Annotated in this window: 12 protein-coding genes; 5 read left to right on the forward strand and 7 right to left on the reverse strand. The window is 69.7% G+C overall.

The window, feature by feature from the left end; genetic code table 11:
• Positions 1-297: 297 nt before the first annotated feature.
• Positions 298-1374: a chitinase gene (locus tag ACQKIP_RS22170; protein WP_365861214.1), complete on the reverse strand. Its 1077-nt coding sequence runs from the start codon at positions 1372-1374 to the stop codon at positions 298-300.
• Positions 1375-1571: 197 nt separating this feature from the next.
• On the opposite strand from ACQKIP_RS22170, the gene ACQKIP_RS22175 reads away from it, so the two are divergent.
• Positions 1572-2306: an ankyrin repeat domain-containing protein gene (locus ACQKIP_RS22175; protein ID WP_365861159.1), complete on the forward strand. Its 735-nt coding sequence runs from the start codon at positions 1572-1574 to the stop codon at positions 2304-2306.
• A 24-nt stretch (positions 2307-2330) separates the two neighbouring features.
• Here ACQKIP_RS22175 and ACQKIP_RS22180 read toward each other — a convergent pair whose 3' ends face one another.
• The 5 genes from ACQKIP_RS22180 to ACQKIP_RS22200 form a co-directional block, all read right to left on the reverse strand.
• The gene (locus ACQKIP_RS22180) at positions 2331-3539 is read right to left on the reverse strand and encodes a GDSL-type esterase/lipase family protein (protein WP_365861158.1); all 1209 of its coding nucleotides are present in this window, start codon (positions 3537-3539) and stop codon (positions 2331-2333) included.
• Between the two features lie 16 nt (positions 3540-3555).
• On the reverse strand, positions 3556-4137 hold the full coding sequence (locus tag ACQKIP_RS22185) for a TetR/AcrR family transcriptional regulator (RefSeq protein ID WP_365861157.1): 582 nt from the start codon (positions 4135-4137) through the stop codon (positions 3556-3558).
• A 265-nt stretch (positions 4138-4402) separates the two neighbouring features.
• Positions 4403-5923 (reverse strand): DEAD/DEAH box helicase, encoded by a 1521-nt coding sequence (locus ACQKIP_RS22190; protein ID WP_365861155.1) that lies wholly within the window; start codon positions 5921-5923, stop codon positions 4403-4405.
• Positions 5924-6086: 163 nt separating this feature from the next.
• Positions 6087-6290, reverse strand: a complete 204-nt coding sequence (locus ACQKIP_RS22195) for a cold-shock protein (protein WP_361184572.1) — start codon at positions 6288-6290, stop codon at positions 6087-6089.
• Between the two features lie 275 nt (positions 6291-6565).
• Positions 6566-6994, reverse strand: coding sequence for a MarR family winged helix-turn-helix transcriptional regulator (locus tag ACQKIP_RS22200; RefSeq protein ID WP_361388469.1), 429 nt, complete (start codon positions 6992-6994; stop codon positions 6566-6568).
• Between the two features lie 79 nt (positions 6995-7073).
• On the opposite strand from ACQKIP_RS22200, the gene ACQKIP_RS22205 reads away from it, so the two are divergent.
• The 4 genes from ACQKIP_RS22205 (at position 7074) to ACQKIP_RS22220 (ending at position 10606) form a co-directional block, all read left to right on the forward strand.
• The gene (locus ACQKIP_RS22205; protein ID WP_365861153.1) at positions 7074-8018 is read left to right on the forward strand and encodes an MBL fold metallo-hydrolase; all 945 of its coding nucleotides are present in this window, start codon (positions 7074-7076) and stop codon (positions 8016-8018) included.
• A gap of 353 nt (positions 8019-8371) precedes the next feature.
• Positions 8372-9490: a sugar ABC transporter substrate-binding protein gene (locus tag ACQKIP_RS22210; protein ID WP_365861151.1), complete on the forward strand. Its 1119-nt coding sequence runs from the start codon at positions 8372-8374 to the stop codon at positions 9488-9490.
• A gap of 50 nt (positions 9491-9540) precedes the next feature.
• Entirely contained in the window at positions 9541-9936 is a 396-nt protein-coding gene (locus tag ACQKIP_RS22215) for a TOBE domain-containing protein (RefSeq protein ID WP_365861149.1), read from the forward strand.
• A gap of 175 nt (positions 9937-10111) precedes the next feature.
• Positions 10112-10606 (forward strand): molybdopterin-dependent oxidoreductase, encoded by a 495-nt coding sequence (locus ACQKIP_RS22220; protein WP_365861147.1) that lies wholly within the window; start codon positions 10112-10114, stop codon positions 10604-10606.
• Here ACQKIP_RS22220 and ACQKIP_RS22225 read toward each other — a convergent pair.
• Positions 10587-11376, reverse strand: a 790-nt coding sequence (locus ACQKIP_RS22225; RefSeq protein ID WP_427743864.1) for a LysR family transcriptional regulator, incomplete at its 5' end; no start/stop codon positions are given. The genes ACQKIP_RS22220 and ACQKIP_RS22225 overlap by 20 nt on opposite strands.

The following is an 11376-nucleotide window of genomic DNA, read 5'->3' on the forward strand; positions in this document are numbered from 1 at the left end:
GACGCACTATTCGAATTGTGAGCAAAACACCGGCTCATCGCCACACACCAGCCTGGTGCGATTCACAAGTCGCCCGGCGGGACTGGCCGCGGAAGGAGCGGGGCGGCTGTTCGGTTAACAGCCGCCCCGCTCCCCTTCCAGCTCCAATCCAGCACGGTACGGATAACCAGAGATGACGGCAGGTGACGACAGGTCAGGAAATCCAGCACCAATCCAGCACGGGCACAGAATCAGGGCCGCATCCCGGAAGACGCGACCCTAATTGACCTGCATGTTTGCCTACTTCAGTAGCCTATGCTACGGAAGCCCCTTCACGTTGTCGCCGAACGTCCACCCCTTCGAGCCGTCCCAGTTGATGGACCAGGTCATCAGGCCCTTCAGGGCGCCGTTGTAGTGGTTCCATGCCTGGGTCACCAGGCTCGGGGGCATGTGGCCGCCGCCCGCGCCCGGTTGGGCGGGGAGGCCGGGGACCTGTTTGTCGTAGGGGACCTTGATCGTGGTGCCCTGGATGACCAGGCCCTTGTTCAGGCAGTCCGTCTGCGCGACGAAGCCCTGGACGGTTCCGGCGGAGTAGGAGTCGCCTGAGCAGCCGTACATGCTGCCGTTGTAGTACTGCATGTTCAGCCACCACAGGCGGCCGTTGTCCGCGTACTTCTTCACGATGGGGAGGTACGCGCCCCAGATCGAGCCGTAGGCCACGCTGCCCCCGGTGACGTACGCCGTCTCGGGGGCCATCGTCAGGCCGAAGTTGGACGGCATGCGGGCGAGGACTCCGTCGATGATGCGTACGAGGTTGGCCTGCGAGGCGGAGAGTTGGTTGATGTTGCCGCTGCCCACGAGGCCGGTCTCGATGTCGATGTCGATGCCGTCGAAGTTGTACTTCTTCAGGATCGGCACCACCGTCTCGACGAAGCGGTCGGCGACCGTGCTGGAGCTGAGGTCGATGCCCGCGGTCGCGCCGCCGATGGACATCAGGATCGTGGCGCCGTTCGCCTTGGCCTGGCACATCTCGGCCGGAGTGGCGACCTTCACCGTCGAGTCCATGCCGTCCTCCCACAGGACGGTGCCGTCGGAGCGGATGACGGGGAACGCCGCGTTGATCACGTTGTAGCCGTGGTCGCGGATGCGGGTGTCGGTGATCGGGGTCCAGCCGAACGGCGGGTGGACCCCGTTGGAGGATCCGTCCCAGTTCTCCCAGTAGCCCTGGAGCACCTTCCCGGCGGGCTTCGACTTGACCGCGCAGGTCTCGGCGGCCGGGGCCGGTGCCGCCGGGGCGCCGCCAGCTGTCCGTACGGCCCGGGTGATGTCCTGGCGGTCCTGCGACGGCGCCCGGCCCGGCGCGGCCCCGATGAGCAGCGGCACGGCGAAGGCCATCGCCAGACCGGCCGCCAGGAGGCGGGACGGGGCGCGGCGCGATGCGGGGGCGTGGGGAGAAGTTCGGGATGACACGCTTACCTCCTGGACTGTGGTGCCTGGAGACGTAAGTGGTGCGACGGGCCACACCGTAAAGTGGTCCAGACCTGCCGTCAATAGGTCTGGACCAGACCGATCGAGCAGGAGGCACCCCTCGCATGGACATCCTCGACTCCCGCGATCCGCTGGCCCTTTCGGTGACCGAAGCGATCCGCGAGGGCGACCTCCCCGCACTCCGCCTGCTCCTGGCCGACCACCCCGCCCTGGCCACAAGCGGCATCAGCCAGGACGGCCCCGCCGCGGGCCGGCGCAGTCTTCTGCACATCGCCACCGACTGGCCCGGCCACTTTCCCCGCGCCGAAGAGGTCATCGCCGCCCTCGCCGCGGCGGGCGCCGATCCCGGCGCCCGCTTCGTCGGCGCCCATACCGAGACGCCGCTGCACTGGGCGGCCAGCAATGACGATGTCACCGCACTCGACGCGCTCATCGCAGCGGGCGCCGACATCGAGGCGTCCGGCGCCGTCATCGGCGGCGGCACCCCGCTCGCCGACGCGCGCGGCTTCGGCCAGTGGCGGGCCGCCCGCAGGCTCCTGGAGCACGGAGCCCGCGCGGACCTCCAGGACGCGGCCACCCTCGGTCTGCTCGACCAAGTCGAGGGATTCCTGGCCGCCTCGGACTCCCCCACCGAGTCCGAGATCACCAGCGCCTTCTGGGGTGCCTGCCACGGCGGCAGCCTCCCCGTCGCGAAGCTCCTGCTGGAGCACGGGGCGGACGTGAACTGGATCGGCTACGACGACCTGACGCCGCTGGACATCGCCCGCGCGCAGAACGCCGACGACATCGTGCGGTGGCTGCTCGCCCAAGGCGCGAAGGGCCGCGCGGACTTGGCGTGACGCACGCGCGAGGGGGTCTTTGCCTCAGGCGTCCCGGCCCGCGAAGGCACCCTCCTCCGTGAAGGCCAGCTTCGCGAAGCGTTCGCCCATACGGCGATGAGTGGCCGCGTCCGGGTGGATCTGGTCGGGCAGCGGCAGCTCGGCGGAGTCGGCGTCTCCGTACAGCTCACGGCCGTCGAGGTAGGCGAGGTGCGGGTCATCGGCCGACCGCTGCTCCACGATGCGGGCAAGCTCCTCGCGGATGACGCCCAGCGTCAGCTTCCCGCCCGCGCGCTCCGCCGGATCGCCCATGGCGACGAACTGCAGCCGTCCGGAGCTCAGATCACTGAAGTCGGGCGCGCTCGGCCCCGGCGTGTCCTCGTGGATCGGGCACAGGATCGGCGAGACGACCAGGAGCGGCGTGGTGGGGTGGCCTTCGCGGATGGTGTCGAGAAAGCCGTGGACGGCTGGGCCGAAGGCGCGCCGGCGCATCAGGTCCGCGTTGACGACGTTGATGCCGATCTTGACGCTGATCAGGTCGGCCGGCGTGTCCCGCATGGCGCGGGCAGTGAACGGGTCGAGCAGCGCACCCCCTCCGAAGCCGAGATTGATCAGCTCCGCACCGCCGAGGGAAGCGGCGAGTACGGGCCAGGTGGTGGTGGGGCTCGCGGCGTCGGAGCCGTGGCTGATCGAACTGCCGTGGTGCAGCCACACCTTGCGGCCGGTGTCCGGTGCGGGCTCGACGGGGGCGTCGGTGCGCAGCTCGACGAGTTCGGTGGTCTCGTTGTGCGGCAGCCAGATCTCGATGTCCTTGGCGCCGTCGGGCAGTTCGGTGAAGCGCAGGGTGCCGATCGGGCCGGACCGGCGCTCGAAGGTGCCGGCGGTCATGTCGATGGTCAGGGTGTTGCCGCCGCTCACCGCGGCCTGACCGGCCAGGCGGCCGTCGACGAGGAGGTCGTACAGGCCCTCCGGGCGGGGCGGGGCGCCGACGTAGTCGCGCTTGGTGGGCAGCGTGTCCAGTTCGACGGCGGTGGCCCGGGTGCGGAAGGCAAGGCGTACGCCGGCGGGCTGGGACTCCGCCATGGCCAGCTGGCCGTCGGAGCACTGGGCGCGGGCCCGCGCGGGCAGCCGGTGCGGCAGGACGCCGTGTTCGGTCCGCTCGAGGTCGAGGGCGCCGCGCAGGATGTCGGCGGTGATGGGCGTGGTGATCCAGCCGTGCCCGCTGTCGGGGGTGGTGTCTGTGTCGGTATGCATGGTCTCCGCCTGCTGATCAAGGGTTCTGTTCGGGCGCGGGCCAGTTCCGCAGCAGCGCGTCGAGGGCGTCCAGGACGCGTGACCACGATTCCTGCGAGTCGGGTTCGCTGTGGCTGAAGCCCCCCGTCATCTCCAGGCTGACGTAGCCGTGGAAGACGCTGCCCAGCATCCGGACCGCGTGGGTCTGGTCGGGCTCGGTCAGGTCGTAGCCGCGCAGGATCGCCCGCGTCATCTGTGCGTGCCTGACGCCGGCGCTGGCGGCGGCGGTCTGCGGGTCGAGCCGCAGCTGGGCGGCGGCGTAGCGTCCCGGGTGTTCCCGCGCGTAGTCGCGGTAGACGTCGGCGAACGCGGTCAGGGCGTCTTTCCCGGCCCGCCCGGCGAGAGCGGCGGCGCCGCGGTCGGCGAGCTCCTCCAGGGCGAGCAGGGTGATCCTCGTCTTGAGGTCGTGGGAGTTCTTCAGGTGCGAGTAGAGGCTCGCGACCTTGACGTCGAAGCGCCGGGCGAGCGCCGAGACGGTCACCTGCTCGAAGCCGACCTCATCGGCCAGCTCGGCCCCGGCACGTGCCAGGCGCTCCACCGTCAGTCCTGCGCGAACCATGGCCATCCCTTCCTTTGGCATAACTGATTCTGCACTTACCTAAAGCCTTTAGGCAAATCAGCTAGTCGTGAAGGATGCAGGTGCCGACTCTGCGATTTTGGAACTGTCGGTACAGAAATCGGGTATATGCAGGCGCGCCGCAGGTCGATCGCTCCCCCCATGAGTTACGGCCTGGCTGTCGCGGCGGCATCGTGCTCGCTCGGACAGACCAGGCCGTTCCTGACTCTCATGCAGCTGGCTCAGACAGGTGGTTCAGGCCGCCGGCTCAGGCCGCGCGACGCACCCGCGCCGCCTTGCGCGCCTCTGCCATCTCGCGTGATTCGGCGCCCCGGCGCGAGCCGCCGCCCGAGCGGCCCGGGCGGGTGCCCATCCCGCGGAAGGGGGCGCCGCCGCGCTTGGGGCGCTCCGTGCTGGGCGCGGTGCCGGCGATCGGCACGCCGGAGGGGGCCTTCGCGCCGGTGATGCGGCTGAGCTCGGCCTCGCCGGAGCGGACCTGGGTGATCGTCGGCCGGATACCGGCGGCGGACATCAGGCGGCTCATGTCACGTCGCTGGCCCGGTGTCACCAGGGTGACGACGCTGCCGGACTCGCCGGCGCGCGCGGTACGGCCGCCGCGGTGCAGGTAGTCCTTGTGGTCGCTGGGCGGGTCGACGTTCACGACCAGGTCGAGGTTGTCGACGTGAATGCCGCGGGCCGCGACGTTGGTCGCCACCAGGACCGTCACCGCGCCGGTCTTGAACTGGGCGAGGGTGCGGGTGCGCTGGGGCTGGGACTTGCCGCCGTGCAGCGCGGCGGCGCGGACGCCGCTGCCCATCAGATGCTTGGTGAACTGGTCGACGGCGTGCTTGGTGTCCAGGAACATGATCACCCGGCCCTCGCGCGCCGCGATCTCGGTGGCGGCCGCCATCTTGTCGGCGCCGTGCACGTGCAGTTCGTGGTGCTCCATCGTGGTGACGGCGCCCTTGGAGGGGTCGACCGAGTGGACCACCGGGTCGTGGAGGTAGCTGCGGACCAGCAGGTCGACGTTGCGGTCGAGCGTGGCCGAGAACAGCATCCGCTGGCCGTCGGGGCGCACCTGGTCGAGCAGCTCGGTGACCTGCGGCATGAAGCCCATGTCGGCCATCTGGTCGGCCTCGTCGAGAACGGTGATGCTCACCCGGTCCAATCGGCAGTCCTTGCGCTCTATGAGGTCCTTGAGGCGCCCGGGTGTCGCGACGAGCACCTCGGCGCCGGACCGCAGCGCGCCGGCCTGCCGGCCGATGGACATGCCGCCGACCACCGTGGCGAGCTTCAGCTTCAGGGCACGGGCGTACGGCGTCAGCGCCTCGGTCACCTGCTGGGCGAGCTCCCGGGTGGGAACCAGGACCAGGGCCAGGGGCCGCTTCGACTCGGCGCGCTGACCGGCGGTGCGCACGAGGAGCGGGAGCCCGAAGGCCAGGGTCTTGCCGGATCCGGTGCGGCCGCGGCCCAGTACGTCCCGGCCCGCGAGGGCGTTCGGCAGCGTGGCCGCCTGGATCGGGAACGGCTCGGTCACGCCGAGACCGGTGAGCGTCTTGAGCAGCACCGCGGGCATGTCGAGCTCGGCGAAGGTCTCCGCGGCCGGGAGGCCCGGAGTGATGGTGACGGGCAGGGCGAACTCGCCCTGCGGCGCGGCGGGACGGCGTCCCTGGCCGCCGGAGCGGTTGCCGGGACGGGGGCCACCGCTCTTGCGGGCGCCTGCGCCGTGCGAAGCGCCGCCGTTGCGGGGATTGGGATAGCGGTCATTCGTGCGAGCTGAACGGTTCATGGAGAACCTTCCTCGATATGGCACGCATCGAGGAATTCTCGGTGAATATCAACCGAACGAATTGCAAGCACGGGCCGAAAAAAAGAAAAAACTTCTGCAAACAGCAACGAGCTGGTGCCCGCACCGTGAGGTGCGGGCACCAGCGTCGTCTTACGCTTCAGCGTCAGGCGGGAACGATGTTCTCGGCCTGCGGGCCCTTCTGGCCCTGCGTGACGTCGAAGTTCACCTTCTGGCCTTCCTGAAGCTCACGGAAGCCCGAGGTGGCGATGTTCGAGTAGTGGGCGAAGACGTCCGGGCCGCCACCCTCCTGCTCGATGAAGCCGAAGCCCTTTTCCGAGTTGAACCACTTCACGGTGCCAGTAGCCATACTAAAATCTCCATTCGGGGCAAGCCCGGGATCCACACTGTGCGAAACCCGGCGTCGCCACGTTGATTGCCCCGTCCGGAAAACTTCTCCGGAAATACAAAAGTGCCCGGCAGAAATACATCCGCCAAAGGCACTTGAAGTCTTATGGGAACCACAACTGCAACTACGATCAACAGTAGCACGAGACGAGCATCACGGCACGGGCAAGCTCTACATATTTCGCCCGACCGGGCGTGCGTCCGCACCACATTGCGGAAATTTTCGGACCTCTGGTCTCACCGGGGGCGGGAAATGGCGCGCTGGAGCAGGTCGCGCAGGGCCTCCTGCTCTTTTTCCGTGAGGCCGGCGAGGGGCGAATCCTCCCCGAGGAGCTCCAGGAGCCGCTCCCGCAGCGCGACACCCTCGGGGGTGAGCACCAACTGCTTGGCGCGGCGGTCCGAGGGGTGCGGGCGGCGTTCGATCAGGGCCTGCTTCTCCAGCTTGTCCACGACGAAGGTCGCGTTGGAGGGCTCGCAGCTCATGCGTTCGGCCAGCTCGCGCATGGTCATGGGCCCGGCGAGCTCCCGCAGCGCGGTCGCCTGCGGCGCGGTGAGCCCCAGCCTGACGGCCCGCTGTCGCACGTGCTCCGCGATCTGGTCCGCCATCCCGTTCACCAGGCCGCACAGCTGCCGCTCGGCGATGACCTGCGCCTCGGGGTTCGTCATGCGGCCCAGCCTAGCAAGTACATCCAGTCTGGATATTGCGAGCTTGAATGATTCAAGCTTGATGCATATGGTTGCCGCCATGACCACCGACACCAGGCACGACCCCGCATCCGCACGGCTGCACCGGCCTTCCGGCATCCGTTCCCTGCAACTCGGCGAGACGAAGGTGACGTACGTACCGGACGGAGCGGTCCAGCTCACGCCGCGCGGCTGGCTGCCGGGCACCACCGACGAGGACTGGGCAGCCCGACCCGAATATCTGGACGACACCGGCCACCTCGCGGCAGGCATCGGCGGCCTGCTCGTCGAACACGGCGACCGCGCGCTCCTGATCGACGCCGGTTTCGGGCCGCAGTCCTTCCCGGCCGAGCCGGGCAGCGCCATCGGCGCCATCCGGGGCGGTGCGCTCCTGGACAACCTCGCCGCACTCGGCCGCGGGCCCGGGGAGATCGAAGCGGTCGCCTTCACCCACCTGCACACCGACCACATCGGCTGGGCCTGGCACCCCGCCCCCGGCAGCGACGCCCCGGCCTTCACCCGGGCCGACTACCTGGTGGCCGAGCCCGAGTGGTCGCAGCGCCACCTCCTCGAGGCGCACGGCACGAGCAAGGAGCGGCTCGACGCGCTGGCACCGAAGGTGCGGACCACGACGGACGGCGAGGAGATCTTCCCCGGCGTACGCGTCCGGTTCGTCCCAGGCCACACCCCGGGCCACGCCGCCTACGTCATCACCTCGGGCGGGCAGGACTCCGGAAGGCGGGACCCCGGCGGTCGGGACCCCGGCGGACAGCGGCTGATCGCTTTCGGCGACGCGCTCCACTCCCCCGTCCAGATCGGTCACCCCGAGTGGTCCGCGGCGCCCGACCACGACTCCGTCCAGTCCGCGGACTTCCGCCGCCGTCTGGTCGGCGAACTGCGGGAGCCCGGCACGATCGGCTTCGGCATCCACTTCGCCGACGTGGTGTTCGGACGGGTGGGCACGGAGGGCGGCCGGGCCGTGTGGCAGCCCGTCGACGCCTCCTGAGACAGGGGCAGCCGGCAACAAGTACGGAAGGCATGCGCACGACCGGCGAGGGGGCCGGGGCCGTCTCTTCCGCCGCGAGGCGGCCCCGGCCGGCCCGGCGGAAGCAGGCCCGGCACCCCCGGCCGGCGTCCGAGCAGGCGAGAACCGTGCCCCGCGAACCCATCCGGAACTCCCGTTGCGCCGCCTTGCGGACACAACAGTTGTCACGTGTAAATGCAGGACAGTTCAAGACTGAAACGCACATTCCATTGCAATCTCGTTATGTATTGACTCCTTGACGCCGGGAACACTGCGGGGTTGGCTTTCAGCCATCTCGGACCACAACGCAGCGGTCCGATCGAGGAAGTGGGCGAATGAAAACCCGTACGCGAGAAGCCGCCGTAGCCGTTTCTGTGAGCGCCCTGGCGCTCTCGCTCGCCGCATGCGGCAGCATCCTGGGCTCCGACGACGACGGGAAAACGACCGAGAAGAAGGGTGACGACGTCACCGTCGGTCTGCTCCTGCCCGAGGCGGAGACCGCTCGCTACGAGAAGTTCGACCACCCCATCATCGAGAAGCAGGTCAAGAAGCTCACCAACGACAAGGGCAAGGTCGTCTACGCCAACGCCGGCGAGGATGCCGCCAAGCAGAGCAGCCAGCTCGAGCAGATGGTCGCCGACCAGGTCGACGTGATCCTGGTCAGCGCGGTGGACGCCAAGAAGATCGCACCGGCGGTCAAGAAGGCGAAGGAAGCGGACATACCCGTCATCGCCTACGACCGGCTCGCCGAGGGACCCGTCTCCGGGTACGTGGCCTTCGACAACGAACTGGTCGGCCAGGTGCAGGGCCAGGCGATCCTGAAGGCGCTGGGCAGCGACCGCAAGAGCAGCCAGATCATCATGATCAACGGTTCGCCCACCGACCCGAACGCCGCCGTCTTCAAGGAAGGCGCGCTCTCCCAGCTCCAGAACCAGGTGAAGATCGCCAAGTCGTACGACACCGCCGGCTGGAAGCCCAAGACGGCCGGCGCCCACATGACCGACGCGATCACCGCGATCGGCAAGGACAACATCGCCGCCGTCTACTCCGCCAACGACGGCATGGCGGGCGGCGCCATCAAGGCCCTCAAGGCCGCCGGCCTCACCGACCTGCCGCCGGTCACCGGCCAGGACGCGGAGCTGTCGGCCGTACAGCGCATCGTCACGGGCGAGCAGTACATGAGCGTCTACAAGCCCTACCCCGAAGAGGCCGTCGGCGCCGCGCAGATGGCGGTCCGGATCGCCCAGGGCCGCATGGTCGAGTACGACGCGCTGGCCGGGGACAAGTCCGACAACGCCACCACGAAGAACATCCCCTCGCTCCTGGTCTCGGTGCGCCCCCTGACGCGGGACACCATCAAGTCCACGGTCATCGAGGACGGCATCTACAAGACCGCCGAGATCTGCACCGCCGAGTTCAAGGCGGCGTGCGCGACGGTCGGCCTCAAGGGCTGAGGGCCCGGAGTACCCGCTTTCCTCGGCGCCTGCTGGCCTAGAGTGCGGCTGTGCCGTCGTACAGCATTGGGCAGGCAGCTGGGCTGCTGGGCGTGAGTTCGGAGACCGTTCGCCGGTGGGCGGACGGTGGCCGGCTGCGCATGGACCGGGACGGCGCGGGCAACCGGGCGATCGACGGGGTGAGCCTGGCGGCGTTCGCCGCCGGGCGCGCCGCCGGGACGCACCCGGTACCGCCGGGTGTGCCCACCTCCGTACGCAACGCGTTCGCCGGGATCGTCACCGCGGTGCGGGTCGACGACGTGGCGGCGCAGGTGGAGATCCAGTCCGGGCCCCACCGCCTTGTCTCGCTGGTGACGCGCGAGTCCGTGGAGGAACTGGGCATCGAGGTCGGAGTGACGGTCACGGCGCGCGTGAAGTCGACCCACGTCCACGTCGACCTGCCGTGAGCCCGGCCCGCCCGGCCGCCGAGCTTGTACGAAGGACCCGGATTCGCTAGCCCATTCCTCGCATCAAGCTCACAAGAGCAAGGCGAAAGCGGCCTGATGGGCCGCATCCACGATTCTCTCGAGCGGCGGCCGGGTATGACTGGCGGCAGCCGTGACCGTCCGGAGGGGGAATCCGATGAGCCGACCCGGCACGCCCACCCGCACGATCCCCGTGCGTGCGGGGGCCTTCGCCATGAGCGGGGACATCCAACGCCCCGCCACACTGACCGTCGCGGACCTGCGGGAGCGCTGGGAGCAGCACGAGTCGGACGTGACCTTCGACTGCGCCACCAACGGGCCGCAGCGCCACACCTTCGCCGGCCCCCTGCTCCGGGAGGTCGTCGGCGACGCGGGCCCGGCGTTCGATCCCCGGCGCCGCAAGGACCGTTCGCGTTTCCTGCTGGCCGTCAGCGGCGGGGACGGCCACCACACCGTCCTGTCCTGGGCGGAGATCGACGCGGACTTCGGCAATTCGCCCGTCCTGCTCGCCACCCGCCTCGACGGTCGGGAGCTGGACGCCGTGGGGAGCCAGCTCGTCGTTCCGTCGGACCGCTGCGGGGCGCGCTACATCAGCGCCATCAGCAGCATCTGGATCGGCGCGGGCCGCGTGCTCACGGGCGGTCGTGGCTGACCGTGTCGGCGAAGGCCCTGGCCAGCGGCGACAGGGTGTCCCAGCGGCGTACCGCCCAGCCGGTCCACAGCGTGGGCAGGTCCGGGACGGGGATCAGACGCAGGTCGGGATGGCCGGGTCCGTGCCATCCCGGCAGGTCGGGGACGATCGCGTGCCCCAGGCCCAGTTCGGCCAGCAGGAGGGCGGTGTCCCAGTCGGCGACGCTGGTGTCGGAGACCGGGCTGATGCCGCGCTCGGTGAACCAGGCGTCCAGGCGCGCACGGGACGTGGTGCTCTCCGGGAGCCCGATGAGCTGGATGCCGGCCAGGTCGGCGGTGGTGATCAGCGGTTTCGCGGCGAGCGGGTCGTCGCGGTGGACGGCGAGGACCCAGGGGAGTTCGATGACGGGACGCTGCTCGATGCCCTTCACCGGTGCGCCGAGGGTGATCCAGGCCAGGTCGAGCCCGCCCGCGATGAGGGCGTCGAAGCAGCTGCGACTGGAGTGCGCCGTCTCGAATTCGAGGCTCACCCGGGGATGGCGCCGGCGGAAGGCCACGATCGCGTCGGAGAGAAAGTGCCGCACCGTGGTGGCGCCGGTGGTGATGCGCACCGATCCGCCCTCGCCACGTGCCAGATCGCTCAGCCGGCGCAGGGCGTGGTCGATGTCGCCGAGGCCGCCGGCCGCCGCGTTGTGCAGGAGCGCTCCGGCCGGGGTGGGCACGACTCCGCGCGGGTGGCGTTCGAGGAGGCTGAGCCCCAATTCCCGCTCCAGGCGCCTGAGGTGCTGGCTG

Source organism: Streptomyces sp. NPDC059900 (assembly GCF_050270335.1).
In the GTDB taxonomy this organism is placed as follows: Bacteria; Actinomycetota; Actinomycetes; order Streptomycetales; family Streptomycetaceae; genus Streptomyces.

Bases quoted from the DNA above. Each gene is read 5' to 3' on its own strand.
- ACQKIP_RS22170 (WP_365861214.1), bottom strand. From the start codon at position 1,374: ATGGCCTTCGCCGTGCCGCTGCTCATCGGGGCCGCGCCGGGCCGGGCG.
- ACQKIP_RS22175 (WP_365861159.1), top strand. From the start codon at position 1,572: ATGGACATCCTCGACTCCCGCGATCCGCTGGCCCTTTCGGTGACCGAA.
- ACQKIP_RS22180 (WP_365861158.1), bottom strand. From the start codon at position 3,539: ATGCATACCGACACAGACACCACCCCCGACAGCGGGCACGGCTGGATC.
- ACQKIP_RS22185 (WP_365861157.1), bottom strand. From the start codon at position 4,137: ATGGTTCGCGCAGGACTGACGGTGGAGCGCCTGGCACGTGCCGGGGCC.
- ACQKIP_RS22190 (WP_365861155.1), bottom strand. From the start codon at position 5,923: ATGAACCGTTCAGCTCGCACGAATGACCGCTATCCCAATCCCCGCAAC.
- ACQKIP_RS22195 (WP_361184572.1), bottom strand. From the start codon at position 6,290: ATGGCTACTGGCACCGTGAAGTGGTTCAACTCGGAAAAGGGCTTCGGC.
- ACQKIP_RS22200 (WP_361388469.1), bottom strand. From the start codon at position 6,994: ATGACGAACCCCGAGGCGCAGGTCATCGCCGAGCGGCAGCTGTGCGGC.
- ACQKIP_RS22205 (WP_365861153.1), top strand. From the start codon at position 7,074: ATGACCACCGACACCAGGCACGACCCCGCATCCGCACGGCTGCACCGG.
- ACQKIP_RS22210 (WP_365861151.1), top strand. From the start codon at position 8,372: ATGAAAACCCGTACGCGAGAAGCCGCCGTAGCCGTTTCTGTGAGCGCC.
- ACQKIP_RS22220 (WP_365861147.1), top strand. From the start codon at position 10,112: ATGAGCCGACCCGGCACGCCCACCCGCACGATCCCCGTGCGTGCGGGG.